The sequence below is a fragment of the Marinobacter sp. VGCF2001 genome (genome assembly GCF_049943275.1).
GTDB lineage: Bacteria > Pseudomonadota > Gammaproteobacteria > Pseudomonadales > Oleiphilaceae > Marinobacter.
On sequence record NZ_JBNFVX010000001.1, the window covers coordinates 349,444 to 368,683 of the forward strand.

Annotated in this window: 22 protein-coding genes and 2 tRNA genes; 3 read left to right on the forward strand and 21 right to left on the reverse strand. The window is 57.2% G+C overall.

Annotated features, from left to right (window positions below; translation table 11 throughout):
• Position 1 precedes the first annotated feature (1 nt).
• Positions 2-826 (forward strand): VWA domain-containing protein, encoded by an 825-nt coding sequence (locus ACP2AU_RS01575; RefSeq protein WP_426374014.1) that lies wholly within the window; start codon positions 2-4, stop codon positions 824-826.
• 108 nt (positions 827-934) lie between these two features.
• Here the strand turns inward: ACP2AU_RS01575 and ACP2AU_RS01580 are convergent, their stop codons facing one another.
• Genes ACP2AU_RS01580 through dapA form a run of 5 tightly spaced genes read right to left on the reverse strand, consistent with a single transcriptional unit; the run spans position 935 to position 5,523 of the window.
• The gene (locus ACP2AU_RS01580) at positions 935-1,942 is read right to left on the reverse strand and encodes an NAD-dependent epimerase (protein ID WP_426374015.1); all 1,008 of its coding nucleotides are present in this window, start codon (positions 1,940-1,942) and stop codon (positions 935-937) included.
• A gap of 52 nt (positions 1,943-1,994) precedes the next feature.
• Positions 1,995-2,732, reverse strand: coding sequence for a TIGR04219 family outer membrane beta-barrel protein (locus ACP2AU_RS01585; protein ID WP_426374016.1), 738 nt, complete (start codon positions 2,730-2,732; stop codon positions 1,995-1,997).
• A 32-nt stretch (positions 2,733-2,764) separates the two neighbouring features.
• On the reverse strand, positions 2,765-3,478 hold the full coding sequence (purC, locus tag ACP2AU_RS01590; RefSeq protein ID WP_426374017.1) for a phosphoribosylaminoimidazolesuccinocarboxamide synthase: 714 nt from the start codon (positions 3,476-3,478) through the stop codon (positions 2,765-2,767).
• A 40-nt stretch (positions 3,479-3,518) separates the two neighbouring features.
• Positions 3,519-4,613, reverse strand: coding sequence for an outer membrane protein assembly factor BamC (gene bamC, locus ACP2AU_RS01595; protein ID WP_426374018.1), 1,095 nt, complete (start codon positions 4,611-4,613; stop codon positions 3,519-3,521).
• Positions 4,614-4,644: 31 nt separating this feature from the next.
• Entirely contained in the window at positions 4,645-5,523 is an 879-nt protein-coding gene (gene dapA / locus ACP2AU_RS01600) for a 4-hydroxy-tetrahydrodipicolinate synthase (RefSeq protein WP_426374019.1), read from the reverse strand.
• A gap of 74 nt (positions 5,524-5,597) precedes the next feature.
• Between dapA and ACP2AU_RS01605 the strand changes: the two genes are divergently transcribed.
• Positions 5,598-6,065: a peroxiredoxin gene (locus ACP2AU_RS01605; protein ID WP_426374020.1), complete on the forward strand. Its 468-nt coding sequence runs from the start codon at positions 5,598-5,600 to the stop codon at positions 6,063-6,065.
• Here the strand turns inward: ACP2AU_RS01605 and ACP2AU_RS01610 are convergent.
• Positions 6,052-7,149, reverse strand: coding sequence for an AI-2E family transporter (locus ACP2AU_RS01610; RefSeq protein WP_426374021.1), 1,098 nt, complete (start codon positions 7,147-7,149; stop codon positions 6,052-6,054). The two genes, ACP2AU_RS01605 and ACP2AU_RS01610, sit on opposite strands and share 14 nt — an antisense overlap.
• Positions 7,150-7,164: 15 nt before the next feature.
• Positions 7,165-7,392 (reverse strand): sulfurtransferase TusA family protein, encoded by a 228-nt coding sequence (locus ACP2AU_RS01615; RefSeq protein WP_426374022.1) that lies wholly within the window; start codon positions 7,390-7,392, stop codon positions 7,165-7,167.
• A 156-nt stretch (positions 7,393-7,548) separates the two neighbouring features.
• On the opposite strand from ACP2AU_RS01615, the gene ACP2AU_RS01620 reads away from it, so the two are divergent.
• Positions 7,549-9,021, forward strand: coding sequence for a M48 family metalloprotease (locus tag ACP2AU_RS01620; protein WP_426374023.1), 1,473 nt, complete (start codon positions 7,549-7,551; stop codon positions 9,019-9,021).
• 27 nt (positions 9,022-9,048) lie between these two features.
• Here ACP2AU_RS01620 and nadA read toward each other — a convergent pair whose 3' ends face one another.
• The 14 genes from nadA to ACP2AU_RS01690 all read right to left on the reverse strand — a co-directional run bounded on the left by nadA (position 9,049) and on the right by ACP2AU_RS01690 (position 19,197).
• Positions 9,049-10,110 carry a quinolinate synthase NadA gene (nadA, locus tag ACP2AU_RS01625; RefSeq protein WP_426374025.1) on the reverse strand — a complete coding sequence of 354 codons (1,062 nt, stop codon included), beginning with the start codon at positions 10,108-10,110 and terminating at the stop codon, positions 9,049-9,051.
• 192 nt (positions 10,111-10,302) lie between these two features.
• A tRNA-Lys gene (locus ACP2AU_RS01630) sits at positions 10,303-10,378 on the reverse strand.
• A 60-nt stretch (positions 10,379-10,438) separates the two neighbouring features.
• A tRNA-Lys gene (locus ACP2AU_RS01635) sits at positions 10,439-10,514 on the reverse strand.
• Between the two features lie 112 nt (positions 10,515-10,626).
• On the reverse strand, positions 10,627-11,388 hold the full coding sequence (ybgF, locus tag ACP2AU_RS01640; RefSeq protein WP_426374026.1) for a tol-pal system protein YbgF: 762 nt from the start codon (positions 11,386-11,388) through the stop codon (positions 10,627-10,629).
• A 22-nt stretch (positions 11,389-11,410) separates the two neighbouring features.
• The gene (gene pal / locus ACP2AU_RS01645) at positions 11,411-11,980 is read right to left on the reverse strand and encodes a peptidoglycan-associated lipoprotein Pal (protein WP_426374027.1); all 570 of its coding nucleotides are present in this window, start codon (positions 11,978-11,980) and stop codon (positions 11,411-11,413) included.
• Positions 11,981-12,034: 54 nt separating this feature from the next.
• A complete protein-coding gene (gene tolB / locus ACP2AU_RS01650; RefSeq protein WP_426374421.1) occupies positions 12,035-13,363 on the reverse strand; it encodes a Tol-Pal system beta propeller repeat protein TolB in 1,329 nt (442 codons plus the stop codon).
• Positions 13,364-13,371: 8 nt separating this feature from the next.
• Complete coding sequence (tolA, locus tag ACP2AU_RS01655; RefSeq protein WP_426374028.1) at positions 13,372-14,397, reverse strand: cell envelope integrity protein TolA; 1,026 nt, start codon at positions 14,395-14,397, stop codon at positions 13,372-13,374.
• Between the two features lie 18 nt (positions 14,398-14,415).
• Positions 14,416-14,862 carry a protein TolR gene (gene tolR / locus ACP2AU_RS01660; RefSeq protein WP_426374029.1) on the reverse strand — a complete coding sequence of 149 codons (447 nt, stop codon included), beginning with the start codon at positions 14,860-14,862 and terminating at the stop codon, positions 14,416-14,418.
• A 33-nt stretch (positions 14,863-14,895) separates the two neighbouring features.
• Positions 14,896-15,585 carry a protein TolQ gene (gene tolQ, locus ACP2AU_RS01665; RefSeq protein WP_426374031.1) on the reverse strand — a complete coding sequence of 230 codons (690 nt, stop codon included), beginning with the start codon at positions 15,583-15,585 and terminating at the stop codon, positions 14,896-14,898.
• Between the two features lie 39 nt (positions 15,586-15,624).
• Positions 15,625-16,050, reverse strand: a complete 426-nt coding sequence (gene ybgC, locus ACP2AU_RS01670) for a tol-pal system-associated acyl-CoA thioesterase (RefSeq protein ID WP_426374032.1) — start codon at positions 16,048-16,050, stop codon at positions 15,625-15,627.
• A complete protein-coding gene (gene ruvB, locus ACP2AU_RS01675) occupies positions 16,043-17,074 on the reverse strand; it encodes a Holliday junction branch migration DNA helicase RuvB (RefSeq protein WP_426374034.1) in 1,032 nt (343 codons plus the stop codon). The genes ybgC and ruvB overlap by 8 nt, the downstream gene beginning before the upstream one ends.
• Before the next feature lie 158 nt (positions 17,075-17,232).
• Entirely contained in the window at positions 17,233-17,862 is a 630-nt protein-coding gene (gene ruvA / locus ACP2AU_RS01680) for a Holliday junction branch migration protein RuvA (protein ID WP_426374035.1), read from the reverse strand.
• 30 nt (positions 17,863-17,892) lie between these two features.
• The gene (gene ruvC, locus ACP2AU_RS01685; protein WP_426374036.1) at positions 17,893-18,420 is read right to left on the reverse strand and encodes a crossover junction endodeoxyribonuclease RuvC; all 528 of its coding nucleotides are present in this window, start codon (positions 18,418-18,420) and stop codon (positions 17,893-17,895) included.
• Positions 18,421-18,453: 33 nt separating this feature from the next.
• On the reverse strand, positions 18,454-19,197 hold the full coding sequence (locus tag ACP2AU_RS01690; protein ID WP_426374037.1) for a YebC/PmpR family DNA-binding transcriptional regulator: 744 nt from the start codon (positions 19,195-19,197) through the stop codon (positions 18,454-18,456).
• Between the last annotated feature and the right edge of the window lie 43 nt (positions 19,198-19,240).

Here is a 19,240-nt window from a genome sequence, read left to right on the forward strand (position 1 = left end):
AATGAACATCAAACAACTATTCTCAGGGCTCTTGCTAGGAGCCACCATCGCCGTATCGCCGGCACAGGCGGCACCGATTCTCAGTGACATTGTCTTTGTGGTGGACGAATCCGGCTCCATGGGCAACGTGCAAGCCAATCTGCGAACCAACATCGGTTTGTTTGCCAGCATTCTGACAGGCACTAACCAGGTCAATGCCCAGTATGGCCTGGTCGGCTACGGCAGCAGCTCGCCAGCGCCCAGGATGCTCACCGACTTTACCGATGCCAGTAGTTTTTCAAGCGCCGCGCAAGGGTTGAGGACCAATGGTGCTTCAGAGCCTGGCTACACCGCCACGGCGTTCGCGCTGAACGCACTGGATAACCAGTCCCCGACTTTCTCCTTCCGCAGTAATGCGGTCAAAAACATCATCATCCTAACGGACGAGCCCTCGAACGGGGATTCCACATCGAGAGGTGCAGTGGGTGGTGCAGCCGTTTCCGAGAGTATCCTCAGCGGCCTGCTCACCAGCAATAACGCGCTCTACAACGGTGTTCTCAGAAGGAGCAGCACGATTACATCTTACCAGCAACTGATCACAGACCATGGCGGTTCGGTCTTTGATCTGAACCAGTTCAATACAACCGACCAAACTGTGGTACAGAACTTCGTGACGAACTTCGCGAACAAAAAGCTGCAGGAAACCCTGGATTTCTGTCAGCTCAACCCCACCGATCCGGCTTGCCAGCCGTCCACCTCGGTGCCGGAGCCTTCCTCCCTCGCACTCATTGGGCTTGGCCTGCTGGGCATGGGCTTCCGCGCTCGTCGTAAGGCGGCCGCTGCCTGATCTGGCTGCAAGCAGTCGCACACCAAAAAGGCCAGCAACGTTGCTGGCCTTTTTGAATCACCGCAAACAAGGGGCTGCCCCCAATTTGCCCGGGTTACGCCGGCAGACTCATACCTGGTAAAACTCGCGATACCAGTCCACAAAGTTGGCAATGCCCTCATCCACCGTGGTTGACGGTTTATAGCCAACGTCGGTAATCAGGTCGTCAACATTGGCGTAGGTAGCGGGCACATCGCCAGGCTGCAACGGCAGCAGATTCTTCTCCGCCTTCTTGCCCACCCGTTCCTCAATGATTTCGATAAACCGCGACAGTTCCACCGGATTATTACTGCCAATATTGTAGATGCGATACGGCCCTTTGCTGGTTCCCGGGTCTGGTTGGGCACCGCTCCACTCCTCGTTCGGCGTGGCGACGTTATCCAGGGTACGAATCACACCTTCAACGATGTCATCAATGTACGTGAAATCCCGCTTGTGATGACCGTGGTTGAACACGTCAATCGGCTCGCCGGCCAGAATCTTTTTGGTAAAGATGAACAGCGCCATGTCTGGCCGACCCCAGGGGCCGTAAACGGTGAAGAAGCGAAGCCCCGTGGTCGGCAGGTTGTAAAGATGGCTGTATGTGTGCGCCATCAATTCATTGGCTTTCTTGGAGGCCGCATACAGGCTCAGCGGATGGTCGACGTTGTCGTGCACCGAGAACGGCATGGTTTCGTTGGCACCGTACACAGAGCTACTGGACGCATAAACCAGGTGTTTCACACCGTTGTGGCGACAACCCTCGAGGATATTCATGAAGCCAACCAGGTTAGCTTCCACGTAGGCGTGCGGATTTTCCAATGAGTAACGTACGCCGGCTTGTGCTGCCAGATGCACCACCCGCTCGGGTTTATGCTCACGGAACACCGCTTCCATGGTTTCCCGGTCTGCAACATCCTGCCGGACCTCGGTAAAGCCCGGTTTGTTCAGTAATCGCGCCAACCGGGCTTCTTTCAGACTGACGTCGTAATAGTCGTTGACGTTATCCACGCCGATAACCTCATCGCCGCGGTCCAGCAGGCGGTGGGCAAGATGTGAACCGATAAAACCGGCGGTTCCCGTAACGAGAATTTTCAAAATGGGGTCTCCATAAAAAACGGCGCCCGGAGGCGCCTTTTACTGAGGCTGCTTAGAACGCCACGCCCACGCTGGCGAAGGGGCCGGACATTTCCACATCCAGCCTGTCATCATCGTCTTCATAATCGATGGCCATCTGGCGATAACCCGCCCGCAGCTGGAGCAACGAAATCTCATATTGGCCGTAGGCATTGAAATCGTGCAAGGAATCACCGCTGTAGCTGATGACGTTGCCCTCGGCGCCGACTGACACACCGGTGAACGGCAGATCAAAACGGGCAGCCAGGTAGCCCATGGGGACGACGGCGTCGACGGAGGTTTTGCTTATATTCGCCGTGTCATCCAGATCCCGAACAACCAGTTCACCGTCAAAGTTACGCGCCGTCAGGCCCAGATCCAGATTAACCCAGTTGTCGAGCACTTCGTAATAGAGGGTGACGTCCAGTTGGTCGATGTCCAAATCAGACGATACCGGCGCTCCAGCGTCAATGATGTCAAATTTCTCGAGGCCAATCTCACCACGCCCACTCTGGGAAATGCTGGTGTAATTCAACCGCACATTGGGCAGCACCGGCACCGGATGCTCGAAGAAGGCGGTGAAGTTGGCGTTGCTGTCGCTGTCGAGGTTGAGATCCTTTTCAATATCAACGCCCGAGTCTTTGTTAACCACTTCCCCGGAGAAATCGGAATCCCAGTAGCTCACGTTGGCGCCAACACCCAGGATATCGGCACTGGCCAGTGGCGTGGCAAAAGCCAGCGAGCCACCCAAAGCAATCATCAGTTTACGCATAACGCACCTGTTGTAATGGTTGTATTGTCCGGTCAGTCAAACTTTATGCCGAGCCGACGACCGACTTCTTCGTAGGTCTCGATCACATCACCCAAGCCCTGGCGGAACCGGTCCTTATCCATTTTCTTGCGGGTTTCCTTGTCCCAGATGCGGCAGCCATCGGGGCTGAATTCATCACCCAGCACAATCTCGCCGCCGCTGCGACCGAATTCCAGCTTATAGTCCACCAACAGCATACCGGCATCGTCAAACAGTTTCTTCAGAACGTCGTTGACCTTGTAGGTGAGCTCCTTCATGCGAGCCAGCTCATCCGATGCCGCCCAGCCAAAGCTTACAGCCAGCGATTCGTTCACCATCGGGTCGTGCAGTTCGTCGTTTTTCAAAAACAGCTCGAACGTGGGCGGGTTCAGTTCCAGACCTTCTTCCACCCCAATACGACGGCACAAACTCCCGGCAGACACATTGCGCACCACACACTCGACCGGGATCATGTCGAGTTTTTTCACCAGCGATTCCGTGTCTGACAACACACCCTCGTGATGGGTGGGCACGCCGGCGGCTTCGAGCTTTTCCATCACAAACGCATTGAACTTGTTGTTCACCATGCCTTTGCGGTTCAGCTGTTCTTTCTTCTCGCCATCAAACGCCGAGGTATCATCGCGGAATACCAGAACAAAACGTTCCGGATTGTCGGTGCGGTAAACCGATTTCGCCTTGCCGGCATAGAGCTCTTCACGCTTTTCCATTACTTTCTCCAAACGGCCGGTGGCAGTGCCACCCCGTTAATCAATACAGACGTTCAAACAATCGGGTGAGCAGGTCGGCGGCGCTACGCTCACCGTTATAACTGCCCTGCTGCCCGGCAATAACACGCATGGCGCCGTCCCCACGTTCGATTCGGATGGTGTGGGTGTGAACCGGCTCTTCCTCGTCAGCAAACCAGGAGAACCAGCCAGGGCTGCGCTCATCCTCGGTGCGGAAATCGACCTGCAGCCAGCCCTCACTTCGATTCAGATCCATAACCGTCAGGGGCATTTCTTCGAGCGACCGGTTAACCTCGGCCCAGGTGCGCCCGAAATCGAGCTCCATCCGGATAGCCACGGCTTCATCCTGCTCGGAGAGCAGGCGAACCAAAGGTTCAGACACCATGCCCGAGGCCGCGCGTGAAAATGACTTGCTGTCTTCCCGCTGTTTCAGAAATTCACTCAGCTCGGCCAGTAAAGCCCGCTGCTGTTGCTCCGTCGCCATCTTGGGGGCAGCCGCAGAGTCCCAGGGCATGAGTTCGCCCGGGGCCTGCTCAAGCTCAAGCGCACGCACACGTATCTCGGTGGTCTTCCGGCGGATACCGGGAGCCAGTCGGGCCTGTAGAACCACTTTGGGCTCGCCTGCCGAAGGCGAATCATCCAGCCCAAGCAGCTGACGGCTGCGCTTGCTGAAATTAGCGAGCTCGCTCTGCAGAACACCCAGCTGCGGACTGTCGTAAGCAATGCCCAGCCCGCTCTCATTCATCCAGCCACTGACAACCGGCCAGAGCCGACCCGGCACTTCATTGACCAGCAACCAGATCCGACCATCCAGCTCCTCAATAACGTAATTCTCGTCGAGGATCTCAGAGGTCATGTCCGGCGGGCGGGGAATCGAAGACGGGTAAAGGCTGCGGGCATCGTCTGTACGGATTGCACGGATCGGCATGGTCTCGCTCAGCCGCTGGTCGTCGAGGCCCTCAGGAACCTGGATCGGGGTGCCTTCAGGCGCATTAACGTAATCTTCTGAACGATCATCGATGAGACTGCATCCGGCCAGCGCACTGGATAATACCAGTGCCACGGCCGGCCGGCTGAATACTACGGTTTTCTTACGGGCTCTTGCGGGAACCTGCATCGGGTTACTCCGGTTAACGGTAACGGTGGCCTCAGAGAACGCCAGAGGCCTTGAGCGCGTCTTCCACTTCGCCGTGAAACTTCGCACTGAGCGGGGTCAGCGGCAGACGTATGCCCTCACCGATCGAACCCATTCGGTGCAACGCCCATTTTACCGGAATCGGATTGGCTTCCAGGAACAGCTTGCGATTAAGAGGCCCCAGCAATTCATTCAAGCGAGCGGTCTCTTCCTCGTTGCCCGCAACAGCGGCCTCACACAACTGTGCCATGGCTTTCGGCGCCACATTGGCAGTTACCGAGACATTGCCTTTGGCACCCGCCAGCATCAAATCAGCCGCAGTCGCATCATCACCCGAATACACCGCCAGCCTGCCCGCCAGCCCCTCAATCAGCTCTGCACCGCGGGGGATATTCCCGGTCGCGTCTTTGATCCCGATGATGTTGGGGATATCCGCAAGCCGCAGCACCGTTTCGTTCAACATATCGCAGGCGGTCCGGCCTGGTACGTTGTAGAGAATCTGGCTCATACCCGGCACGGCCTCGGCAATGGCCTTGAAGTGCTGGTAAAGGCCTTCCTGAGTCGGCTTGTTATAGTACGGCACGACCAGCAGGCAGGCATCGGCACCCAGCCTGTGCGCCTCGGTGGTCAATTCGATGGCTTCGCGCGTACTGTTACCACCGGTGCCGGCGATAACGGGGATCCGACCGTTCACGCGTTTTATGATGTGCCCGATGGTCCGGATATGTTCTTCCGGGTCCAGGGTCGCGGATTCACCGGTGGTACCCACGGCAACAATGCCATGTGTGCCGTTCTCAATGTGAAAGTCCACCAGCTTGTCCAGATCCTCCCAGTGGATGTCACCGTTGGGATGCATGGGCGTGACCAGTGCGACAAGGCTACCCGTAATCATAAAAGCTCCGTCCGAATAAAACCGATATGGTAATGTTGGGCTCGAACTGACACAAGGGAATTAAAGGAGATGTCATGTCATCCGTAGCATTAAACCAGCCCGTGCCAGACTTTCAGGCTGACGCCACCGGCGATCAGACCGTTCGCCTGGCAGATCTGAAAGGCAGTAACGTCGTTATTTATTTCTACCCGAAAGACAACACGCCCGGCTGCACCACCGAAGGCCAGGATTTTCGCGACAGAATTGAAGCCTTTGAAGCCGAAGACACCCGGATTTTCGGGGTCTCGCGGGATGGCCTGAAGGCCCATGAAAACTTCCGGGCCAAACACGGTTTTCCGTTCCACCTGATTTCAGACAAAGACGAGGCGCTATGTCAGCTTTTCGATGTGATCAAATTGAAAAAGCTGTACGGCAAGGAACACCTGGGCATTGAACGCAGCACCTTCCTGATCGACAAGGAAGGTGTGCTGCGCCAGGAATGGCGTGGCGTCAAGGTGAAAGGGCACGCCGACGAAGTACTCGAGGCCGTTAAGGCTCTCTGACGCCGCCCTGGTCCGCGTTGGCCGGTGACGGAGGCGTATCCTTCACCGGCCAGGCGGCAAAGACAGCTTTCAGCATAGTCGCCAGCGGAATGGCAAAGAACACCCCCCACAACCCCCAGATTCCACCGAAGAACAGCACCGCCACGATGATGGCCACCGGATGCAGATTGTTCACTTCGGAGAAAAGAATCGGCACCAGTACATTACCATCCAGCGCCTGAATGACTCCGTAAACCACCATCACCCAGATGAAATGGCTTCCCCAGCCAAAGGCAAACAGCGCGATCACGGCCACCGGAATGGTCACAACGGCCGCACCGATATAGGGAATCACCACGCTCAGGCCCACCAGCAGAGACAGCAGCGCAGCGTAAGGCATTCCGAGAAGCTTGAAGCCGATATAGGTCGCACCCCCGACAATGAGAATCTCAACCGCCTTGCCGCGAACGTAATTGGCACACTGCAGATTTACCTCGTGCCAGATACGAACCATCATCGGTCTTTGGGGCGGCAGCAGCCTGGCAAAGGAGTTGACCAGCACGGTGCGGTCTTTCAGGAAGAAAAACACCAGAATTGGCACCAGAACCATGTAGATCAGCAATGCGACCAGATCCGGTATGCTGGACAGGGAAAATGACACCAGCCACTGGGTCAGGTGCCCCACCTCAGCGGAAATCTGCTGATACATGGTATTGACCGATTCGGTCGACACCAGGTGCGGGTACTGCTGGGGCAGAACCTCCAGGTAGGATTGCAGCTCACGGATAATGCGGGGCGCTTCGCCCGCAAGATTACTGAGCTGGGTCCAGATCAGCGGCAGCAAGCCAAAGATAAAGCCCACCAGTACACCGAGGAAGATCACAAACACCCCGATCACGGCGATAAGCTCGGGCACTCCCAACCGGCTGAGCTTGGACACCAGGCCCTGCAGGATAAAAGCGACAATCAGAGACGCTATGGCAGGCGCCAGCATAGCGCCGAACCAGATAATGAAAACGGTGCCCGTCACCAACAGGAGAAACAGGATGACGGCTTCTTCGTCTGAAAAATACTTGTGGGCTAGCCCACGCAGAATTCTGACCATGAATAACTCCGGAAATTAACCGCCGCACTTTATCACGAAACGGTATGCCCCATTACTCTCCGTTTGGCTGACCAGAGAGTGCGGTGACAGCGACAGCCAGGCAGGTATGTCCCGCAGTGAGCCGGTATCGGTTGCCAGCACAACCAATTCTTCGCCAGGTGCCATGGCATTGAGCTCCAGCTTGGTCTTCAACAGCGGCATAGGGCACCGAAGGCCGCTGGCATCCAGGGTTTTGTCAGCCATAATCAGAATTTACCATTACGTTTCATACAGTAATCAGGCAGGCATTATGCCGCTGGTGTTACTCTATTGCATCACAAGAGTTGGTAATACTCCGGAGAACTTGCCGATTACCACCCTGTCTAACCGGCCATCAGAATTCGAGGTACGCTCAGACACATGACGCTACGCCCCTTCTGTCCGCACCGCCACTTGCGGGCGCTCATCCTGCTGCTGACCACCATGGTAATGGTGATCAGCCCGGCGGCACATACCCAGACAGCCGACCTGCCCAGCATTGGTGGCAGCGGCGGCCTGATTTCCGGGCAACAGGAAGCGGATATTGGCCAACAGGTTATGTCGTCGTTACGGCGCTCCGCGCCTCAACTTCAGGACCCTCTCGTCTACGACTACCTGAGCGCCATCATGTACCGGCTGGTACCTTCGGCGCCACTGGATAACCGCGACCTGAAACTGGTTCTGATCGACAGCCCGGCAATCAACGCCTTCGCCGTGCCAGGCGGCGTTGTCGGCGTTAATGGTGGCCTTTTCCTGAATGCCGCCACCGAGCAACAGTTTGCATCGGTACTCGCCCACGAGCTGGCGCACCTCAGCCAGCGCCATTTTGCCCGCCGGATGCAGCAACAGGAAACGAGCGCACCGCTTACGCTGGCCGGCATGATCGCCGGCATTGTACTTTCTGCCGTTACCCAGTCCGATATCGGCATCGCCGCCATCGCCGGCACCCAGGCCATGGCGGTCCAGAATATGCTGGCTTACAGCCGGGCCCACGAGCAGGAGGCCGATCGTGTGGGCATGGAGATTCTGGCAAATGCCGGCATGGACCCCAGGGGTATGCCGGAAATGTTCGAAATCATGATGCGCCAGAATCGCCTGCAGGGTAATCGTCTGCCGGAATACCTGTCTACACACCCGTTAACCCAGAATCGGGTGGCGGATAGCCGCAACAGGGCGGAACAATACCCCGACACCCGAATTCAGGACGGCCAGGAGTACCACCTGGTACGCAGCCGACTGCAGGTTCATTACAGCGACTCTGCGGAAAGTGCGGTAGAAACGTTTGAAGCCTATCTGGCCCGGGAAGACGCCACTCGGAATGACGCCATTCGTTACGGCCTGGCCGTTGCCTATCAGGAAAACCGGGATTATCAAAAGGCCGAACGGCTGCTCCGGGATTTGCTTGACGCCAACCCCGGGCGCATCACGTTCCAGGTTTCACTGGCCGAAACCCTGATCGACCAGAAACGGTACGGCGATGCCAGGACACTTCTGCAGGACGCGCTGGCACGCAATCCGGGCAATTACCCGATCACGGCCACGCTGGCCGCCACGGAAATCGCCGATGGCAACGGCTCAGCCGCAGCCGGCCATCTTCGGGAACTCACCCGGCGACGCCCCGGGCAGGAGCAATTGTGGCTGAGGCTGGCTGAGGCCGAAGGCATGGCCAGAAATATCGTAGGGGTTCACCGGGCACGGGCAGAGTACGACGTTCTTATGGGCGATCTGCGGTCGGCACAACGGCAATTGCGCCAGGCCCAGGAAAAGTTACCGGCCGGCTCAACGGAGCGACAGGTGGTTAGCGAGCGGCTAGGCGAACTGACCAGCCGACTTCAGCAGCGTGAAGCCAGCTAGCGGTGATAGCCGCGAGACACGCCCGATTCAGGCGTTACCCGCGGCTTTCAGGTTCATATTAGCCGTGAAGTCCAGCATTCTCCTGAGCGGGCGCAACGCATCTTCTCTCAACCCGTCATCCACAGAAACCTCCTGATCCCCGTGCTCAAGCACGTGCAACAGGTTCTCCAGGCCATTCATCGCCATCCACGGACAGTGAGCACAACTGCGACAGGTAGCGCCGTTGCCGGCCGTAGGCGCTTCAATCAGGGTCTTGTTCGGGGCCAACTGCTGCATCTTGTAGAAAATACCGTTATCTGTTGCCACGATAAATTCTTCGTTGGGAAGGGTTTGCACCGCGTGAATCAACTGCGAGGTTGACCCAACCACATCGGCCATCTGAACCACGGCATCCGGGGATTCGGGATGCACAAGAACGGCAGCGTCGGGATAGAGCGCCTTGAGATCCTCCAGCCCACGGAACTTGAATTCCTCATGCACAATGCAGGAACCGTCCCACAGCAAAACGTCTGCACCGGTGGTTTTCTGTACGTAACCACCCAGGTGCTTGTCTGGTGCCCAGAGGATTTTTTCACCCTTGGCATCCAGGGACTCGACAATCGCCTGAGCGCAACTGGAGGTAACCACCCAATCCGCTCGCGCTTTGACCGCGGCAGAGGTATTGGCGTAGACCACCACGGTCCGGTCCGGATGCTGATCGCAGAACTCTGAAAATTCGTCTGCCGGGCAGCCGACATCCAGCGAACACGTGGCTTCCAGGGTTGGCATCAGAACCCGCTTCTCGGGGTTCAGGATTTTTGCCGTCTCCCCCATGAAGCGAACCCCGGCAACAACGACCGTAGACGCCGGATGCTGGTTGCCGAACCGGGCCATTTCCAGTGAATCCGCCACGCAACCGCCGGTTTCTTCCGCCAGGCGCTGGATATCCGGATCTGTGTAGTAATGCGCAACCAGTACGGCATCCTTCTCCTTCAGAGCCACCTTGATCCTTGCCTCGAGGTCTTTTTTCTCGGAGGCACTCAAGGGCTTGGGTTCCGCCTGATGGGCGAGATGTTCCTGAACCAGAATGCGATCTTGCGCTTTAGTCATCATTTGTTCTCTGATTGACGTTAACGGCCAGAGTATATCACTTCTGCCTTTTGATTCATGATCCTGCAACCTTACCAAGCCAGACTCGAAGATTGCATTGGGCCTGCAGGTAATAGGTGGGCTCGTAAGGACAAAAAAAAAGAGCCTTTCGGCTCTTTTTTTTCCGCCAGCCTAAAATCGGGCTGGCAATGTTGGTGGGTCGTGAAGGATTCGAACCTTCGACCAATTGGTTAAAAGCCAACTGCTCTACCAACTGAGCTAACGACCCATAACTGTGTGCTGGCCTTTCATCCAGCGATCACACGGCCGGAGCCCTGCAATCTTGATTTGGTGGGTCGTGAAGGATTCGAACCTTCGACCAATTGGTTAAAAGCCAACTGCTCTACCAACTGAGCTAACGACCCAAGCGAGGCGCATATACTACTGAATTTTTTTTGGTGATCAACCCCTTTTTTTACGCTCAACCCATTTTTTTTATTCGCTGGTCAATATCAAAACAGGTTGATCAAATACCGATCAACCCTGGGCGGGCTCCAGGTACTTTTTCGCCAGTGCCGCCGCACCGGATTCCGGATAGCGCTCCACCACAGTCTTCATGCGGCGCGCGGCTTCGTCTTTTTCACCCAGCTTATCCAGGGTAACGCCCAGTTTATACACGGCATCCGGAGCCTTGCGATGGTCGGTGTAACGCGTAGCAACAATCGTAAACGCCTGACGCGCCTGCTCAAGCTGCGGCTTGGCAAGATACACCTCGCCCAGCCAGTAGTAGGCGTTAACCGTCAGGTCGCCCTCAGGATAAGCGTCGACAAATTCGTACAACTGTGTGATCGCGGCATCATAATCTTTTTTGTTACGAATCAGATCGATGATGGCGTTGTAAGCCTCCTGCTCTTCCGCTCCGGGAGCGCGATAGTCTCGGGCTTCGTCCTTCGGGGCATCGGACGGGGCTGCCGCCGGCGCCTCGCTGGCCCGCGTTTCCACGGCCTTGGACAAATCAAGAATTCGCTGGTCGAGATCCACGTAGCGATCTCTGCCCTGCTGCTGCAATCGGCCTATCTGATGCTGCTGCTCCTCGACCTGGCCGCGCAGATCCCGCACTTCACGCTGGAGCTGCTGGATCATGTAAAACAGTTCGGCGGTTGCCTGGTTATTGCCCGCCTTTCGCTGGGCTTCCGAGCTGTTATTCTGGAATGCAGGTGTGGACGACTGTGCGTGGGTGACTCCCGCCAGGCCAAAGCCCAGCGGGATCAGCACGGTCGCCATGAGCTGTTTTCTCATGGGAACGTCCGTCAAATCGTTTTTACTGGAATACCAGCTCTACACGACGGTTCTGTGCCATGGCACTTTCCGTGGAACCGCGTACCGCCGGCTTTTCTTCACCATAGCTTACGGTTTCGATCTGGCCACGGGAAGCACCGTTTACAATCAAGAAGCGCTGAACCGAACTGGCACGACGCTCACCCAGTGCCAGGTTGTACTCTTTGGTGCCGCGCTCGTCGGCATGCCCCTCAACGCGTACTTGCTGGCGCGGATTGTCGGCCAGGTAGCGGGCGTGGGCGACCAGCACGTCACGGGCGTCTGGTTTGATCTCGGAGGTATCGAAATCAAAGTAGAAGGTTGTGATATCACGCAGCGCCTCTTTCTCGGCCTGCTGCTGAGCCTCCCGGCGCTCCTCGTCCGTCAGTTCTGTAGTCGTCACACCCGAGCCATCGGCACCACCATAAACCGTGGAACCGCCATCCTGGTCGATGGCCGCCACGTCGGAACCGTAGTTACCGTCATCAACAGTTTCACCGGTCGAGCTACAGCCTGCCACCAGGCCGGCTGACAAAAGCATGGCACACGCTTTGGTAGAAAAAGACATCTTCATCACGTTAATTTCCCCTTTTGAGGTATTGGTTGCATGAATTCAGGCTGAAGACCGCTATCGGGTAACGGGGCCCCACGCGGGTTCCCGTACCTCGCCTTCAGAGGCCGGCAGGCTGTATGCCGCACCGCCGTCTGCCGAAACCACGGTTAGCACATCGTTTCCGTTCTGGCGGGTTGCATAAATCAGCAACTTGCCATTGGGCGCGACACTGGGCGATTCGTCAGAGCCGGTGCGGGTAATCACGGTTTCCTCGCCGTTTTCAAGGTTGGTTCTTGCAATATGGAAGCCGCCATCGCGCTGATGCACATAATAAACATAATCGCCGGTGGGGCTTGGGCGCGGCCTGGCATTGTAGCGACTGCCAAACGTCATCCTGCGAGGCTCTGCACCGGGGCGCTCCATATGGTAGATCTGGGGACCGCCGGAACGATCGGAGGTAAAGTAGATCCCCCGATCGGCGTGGTCCCAGGCCGCTTCGGTATCAATCGCCCAGTGGTCAGTCAACCGGGTCAGATTCCTGGTTGAGAGCTCCATCTGATAGATTTCTGCGTTACCGTCACGCGACAGCGTCATCAACAGCGAACGACCGTCTTCAGACCAGGCGGGGGCCGAGTTCAGGCCGCGGAAGTCAGCCACTTTCTGGCGTTCACCCGTGGCCAGTTCATGAACAAAAATAACCGGTTTTCCCGTCTCGAAAGACACATAGGCCAGCTTACTGCCATCCGGAGACCAGGCTGGCGAAAGGATAGGCTCACGACTTTCAAGCCGGATTTTGGCGCGCTTGCCGTCCACATCGCTCACCTGCAGGCGGTAACGGGTCTGATCGCCCTCCCCCACCACCGTGATAAACGCCAATTTGGTCGAGAACACACCCGGCGCGCCGGTCACGGCCTCGTAAACCCGGTCACTGATGTGATGGCCCAAAGAACGCATATTATTGGCCGGCACAGCGGCGGTCTCGCCCAGAATCCGTTTCTCCTGGTTTACGTCAAACAACTCATATCGCGCCTGGACACGATCGCCATTGCGGCTGAGCTGACCGACCAGCACATACCTCTGGCCAAGCAGGCGCCAGTCACGGAAATAAACCTCCGAGCGCTCCGACGGCAGACTCAACATCTTGGATGGCGGCAATGGCCGAAACTCACCACTCATGGTGAGGTCAGCCTGGATAATGCGGCTGACTTTGTCTCCAGCCGGCAACGACCCGCTTTCGGCAAACGGCACCACTGCAATCGGAATCGCGGACCCCGCGCCCTCAGTAATGCGGATCAGCAGTTCAGCCCGGGCGCTCAACGGCAACAATAAGCAGACCAACAGGCAGGCAACATAGCGTGCGTTTAATACAGTCTGAAGGCAACGGGATCTGTCTGTCATAAACATCATCAGCCTCACCGCAGTCTTTGCGGATTAAATTCAATCGTGAACTGCCGGAAATAACGCTCAAACGTGTCACGATTATCCGGAACGGGATAACGGCTCAAAGAGCGAACGGCGCTCAGTGCCGAGTTATCAAACGCCGAGTTTCCGCTACTATTGACCAGCTTCACACTGCCCAGTTCACCGGTTGGCAACAGGGTGATCTGCAATCTTGCTGTCATGTTCTCCGTAGCGGAAGACGGCGGATACCAAGCCTGACTGAGCCGCTCCCGAATCAGCGCCTGGTACTTTTCACTTTCACTGAGCATCTGCGCTTCTCTGGCCCGTGCCGCTGCCGCCTCCTGCTGTCTTCGGGCCTCTGCCTCACGATCCTTCCTCGCCTGCTCTGCCAGTGCCTGCAATTGCTGTTCACGCAGCCGGCGCTCGGCTTCAAGCCGCTTCCGCTCGGCCTCTTTTTGGCGGGCTTCTTCTTCACGGCGCTGTCGTTCCTCTTCCTCTTTCCGCCGCTGCTCTTCCTGACGGCGTTTTTCTTCCTCTGCCCGCTTTCTGGCCTCTTCTTGCCGACGGCGCTCTTCCTCGGCTTTCTGCCGCTCACGCTCTTTGGCTGCGGCCTCCGCTTTCTGCCGCGCGGCCTCACGCTCCCGGGCCTGCTTTTCCGCCAGTTCCCGCGCCTGCGCCTCTTGCTCGCGGCGTTCTTGCTCGCGTTTACGCGCTTCTTCGCGGGCTTTTTGCTCTGCTTCCTGCCGGGCCTTTTCCTCTGCCTGGCGCCGTTGCTCCGCTGCTTCGCGCTCACGAGCCTGCTTGCGCTCCTGCGCTTTATCGTCCTGATCCTGCTCGTCCACAACCGGCGTCGGCCTGGGTTCCGGGCTGATCAGACGCGCGGAAATACTCCGGGGCTCCGGCTCGGGCGGCGCGTTCCAGGACCACCCGGCCAGGGCAATGCCGAAGACCAGCAAATGCAGCGCTACGGACACCGCAACCGGCGATTTCAGCGGGGCTTTGCCGATACTCAGGATGTCGCGCTTATGACCTTTCAAAATGCCATCACCATCGAGTTACTGACTCTCATCGGGTGCGTCGGTAATCAGGCCAATCCCGGTTGCTCCGGCAGCCTGAAGCTCTGCCATCAGGCGCACCACCACACCATAATCCACGTATTCATCACCGCGCACGAGTACTTCACCATTGCCGCGCTGGGACAAAATTTTCGCCACCTGATTACGCACTTCCTCCAGCGCCATCGGTTCACTGGCGTCGTCACCTACCTCCAGATAATAGGCACCATTGCTGTCCACCGACACCGTAACGGATTCCACGTCTTTGTCCTGCTGAATCGGATCCGATGTGGTTTCCGGCAAATCCACTTTAACGCCCTGTGTGAGCATGGGGGCGGTTACCATGAAGATCACCAGCAGCACCAGCATCACATCAATGTAAGGAACCACGTTAATCTCAGCCATTGGCTTGCGCCGCTGCTGAGGCATCATTCCCATACCTTTCATTTCGCTATACTCCCGTGGCCCGCCAATGCCATGTTATGACCCGGCCTGCTCGCTGTTATGAACCCGGCGATGCAGTATGCTGGAAAACTCCTCCGCAAAGGTTTCGTAGTTTTTCAGCAAGGCATCCGACATGGACGAGAACCGGTTATAGGCGATAACCGCCGGAATCGCGGCAAAAAGACCCATGGCGGTGGCAATCAGTGCCTCGGAGATGCCCGGAGCCACCGTCGCGAGCGTCGCCTGTTGCACCTGAGCCAGTCCCCGGAAAGAGTTCATGATGCCCCAGACCGTCCCGAACAGGCCAACGTAAGGACTGGTTGAACCTACCGTTGCCAGGAACGGCAAATGCATCTCCAGGCGCTCCTGTTCCCGTGAGAAGGCAACCCGCATTGCCCGCTGGGTGCCGTCCATCACGGCATCGGCATCCCGGCTCTGCTGACGCAGACGCGAGAATTCCTTGAAGCCGGCACGGAACACCGATTCCATTCCGGAAAATGGCGTTGGCTCGGCGCTTACCTCTTTATAAAGCTGCCCCAGATCCATCCCGGACCAGAACCGGTCTTCAAATTCCAGCTGCGCCTGCCGGGCCTTGCGGAAGACCTGGAGGCGCTGAAAGATCAGCGCCCATGAGACCACCGAAGCCAGCATCAAAAGCAGCATGACCAGCTGCACTAAAACCCCGGCGTTCGCAATCAGATGCCAGACAGACAGTTCCGTTTCCACTGTTCACTCCCAATTAGTTTTTCCAATTCTTTCAGCAAACTATATGAAATTCTTTAGAATTTGCTGCATATTTTCCGGTAGTCGCCGGGGCTTGCCGGTATCCAGGGCAATACAGGCAACGCGAACATCGGCCTCACACAACAACCGGCGATCTTCCGCACCAAACACACGTTGCCGAAATCCCATCCAGACCCGGGAGGCCTCTTTCAGCTCCGCCGTAACCAGCAACTGGTCATCCAGCTTTGCCGGTGCCCGAAAGTGCAAATTCATTTTTTGCACCACGTAACTGATGTTGTGCTCCAGCCCCGCTCGCAAGCCAACGCCCTGGCTACGGACCCATTCAGTCCGGGCCCGCTCCATGTAATGCAGGTACTTGGCATGGAAAACGATACCACCGGCGTCTGTATCTTCTATATACACCCGGATAGGTAGTTCAAACGCCTTGCCGGCAGAGCTGTCATTCAAACCGCTCCTCCTCCCGGCCAGATTTCGGCGGTATTACTCCGAAATGCTGGTAGGCACTGGAAGTCACCATACGCCCCCTGGGTGTCCGGATCATGAACCCCTGCTGAATCAGGAAGGGCTCCAGCACATCTTCAATGGTGCCGCGTTCCTCGCTGATTGCCGCCGCAAGGCTCTCCACGCCAACCGGGCCTCCGTCGAATTTCTCGATCATGGCCAGCAGCAGCCTGCGGTCCATATGATCAAAACCCTGGCCATCAACCTTGAGCATATTCAGGGCCTGGTCCGCGATGTCGGATGTAATGTGCCCGTTGGAGCGCACCTCGGCAAAATCCCTGACCCGCCGCAATAACCGGTTAGCGATTCGAGGCGTTCCTCTTGAACGACGGGCGATCTCAAAAGCGCCTGCCTCGTCGATTTCAACCGATGACAATCGGGCCGAGCGAGTGATGATATGGGTAAGATCCTGATGGTTATAGAACTCCAGGCGCTGAACAATACCGAAACGGTCGCGCAGCGGTGAGGTCAGCAAACCGGCACGGGTGGTTGCGCCCACCAGGGTAAACGGTGGCAAATCAAGCTTGATCGACCGGGCTGCAGGGCCCTCTCCGATCATGATATCCAGCTGATAATCCTCCATGGCCGGATACAGCACTTCTTCCACGGCAGCGCTCAGGCGATGGATCTCATCGATAAACAGCACATCGCCTTCTTCCAGGTTGGTGAGCATCGCCGCCAGATCACCCGCCTTTTCCAGCACCGGCCCCGAGGTGGTTTTGATCGAAACTCCCATCTCGTTGGCGATGATATTCGCCAGGGTGGTTTTACCGAGCCCCGGAGGGCCAAAAATCAACACATGATCCAGCGCCTCCTGACGCCCCCGCGCCGCAGAAATAAAAATCTCCATCTGCTCGCGCACAGTGGGCTGACCGACATATTCAGACAGCAGCGTAGGACGGATGGCCCTGTCCTGCACTTCCTCGTATTCGCCGGCCTTCGCCGATATCAGTCGGTCCGATTCAATCATGGCATTATCCACTTGCTGGGAATAAACAACTCGCCCACTAGCCCAACCTGAAACCCAGGCCCCACCAATTGTACAAAGGCGCGTTCGGGAGTCACGTTACGCTCTATACACATTGATCTTGCGTATTCGGGCTCCATCAACACAAAAACGCCGGGCGTTTACCCGGCGGGAATCATGTTTTTCAACGCAAGGCGGATCAACGCCTCGCTGGTCATATCCGGCTCGGCAACCTTACTGATCGCCTTGGCCGCCTCCTGAGGCTTGTAGCCAAGGGCAATAAGCGCCGCTTCGGCCTCTTCACCGGGATCTGGCCCTGTCTTTTGGGCTATTTCGATGGAGGGGTCCCCCGAGGCACCAGGCTTGGCAGGTAAAAACCCGGCTTCAAGCTGGCTTATCCGGTCTGTCATTTCGATGAGCAAACGCTCGGCGGTCTTTTTACCAACGCCGGGCAGCTTCACCAGGGAATTGATGTCCCTTGCTTCAACGCAGGCAATAAATTGCTGAGCGTCCAGCCCTGACAAAATGCCGATAGCCAGCTTGGGTCCCACGCCATTGACCTTGATCAGCAGGCGAAACAGATCCCGATCCAGCCGGGAAGCAAAACCATACAGACTCTGGGCATCTTCACGCACCGCAAAATGCGTGTGAAGGGTGACTTCCTGACCGGACTCAGGCAGATGAAAGAACGTAGTGTAAGGTATGTCAATTTCGTAACCCAACCCGGAGCACTCCACCAGTGCCTGAGCGGGGACTTTCTCAATCAACGTTCCGCGAATTCGACCAATCAAACGAACTCTCCTGTCGCGACTGGCAGCCGCTTATGGTTGGCGTACGCGGCCACTTCGGACCCTGCCTCCGGTCCGGGCCACTTTCAATATGCTTTGATTCATGTGGGCATGGCAAAGAGCAATGGCCAGTGCATCGGCGGCGTCGGCCTGGGGCTTTCGCGACAACCCCAGAAGCGCCTGTACCATGTGCTGCACCTGGGATTTGTCGGCCCCACCGGTGCCTACCACCGCTTGCTTCACCTGCCTTGCCGAATACTCATGCACGGCCAGGCCACTGTTCGCGGCACTGACGATGGCCGCCCCTCTGGCCTGGCCGAGTTTCAGCGCGGAATCCGGGTTCCGCGCCATAAACACCTGCTCGATGGCAAACTCTTCGGGGCGATACTCGCCAATCAAGACCGCAAGACTGTGAAAAATAGTCTGTAACCGCTCCGCCATGGGTTTCTCGCCAACCCGGATGCAGCCGCTATCGATGTACTCCATGGTACGCCCTTCCGCCCGGATAATACCGTAGCCGGTAATCCGCGACCCCGGGTCTACACCCAAGATGATAGCCATCAGCTGGCCTTACCCGGCGCTGGCGGGATCATGCTAGAGGGATTCCATGATGTCGGCAGAAATGTCCGCGTTGTGGTAAACATTCTGAACGTCGTCCAGATCTTCCAGCATATCGATCAGCTTGAAGAAGGTTTCAGCCCCGTCACGGTCCAGTTCGACACGGGTGGAAGGCACCATCGTTACTTCTGCGTTATCGGGAATGAAGCCAGCCGCTATCAGTGACTCTTTAACGTCAAGGTACTCGCCCGGCGTGGTCACGATTTCAAACGATCCGTCGTCCTGCTCCTGCAAATCATCGGCCCCGGCCTCGAGGGCGGCCTCCATCAGCTGATCGCCATCGGCTTCCGGCCCGTAGCTGATGATTCCCTCCTTGGTGAAAAGGTACGCGACGGAACCGTCGGTGCCGAGGTTGCCACCACACTTGCTGAACGCATGGCGAACTTCCGCCACGGTGCGGTTTTTGTTGTCGGTCATCGCTTCCACGAGAACGGCAACACCGCCATGGCCATAACCTTCGTATGTGAGTTCTTCGTAGTTGCTGTCGTCACCACCGCCGGCACCACGCTCAATGGCCCGCTCAATGGTGTCTTTCTTCATATTGGCGGTCAGGGCCTTGTCGACCACTGCCCGTAAGCGGGGATTATCGTTGGGATCGCCACCACCCAGCCGTGCGGCCACGGTCAGCTCGCGAATCAGCTTGGTAAAGATTTTGCCACGCTTGGCATCCTGGGCCGCTTTACGGTGTTTGATATTGGCCCATTTGCTGTGTCCAGCCATTATCAATACTCCTGACGGTGACCGGGGCGCTCTGACGCGCCCC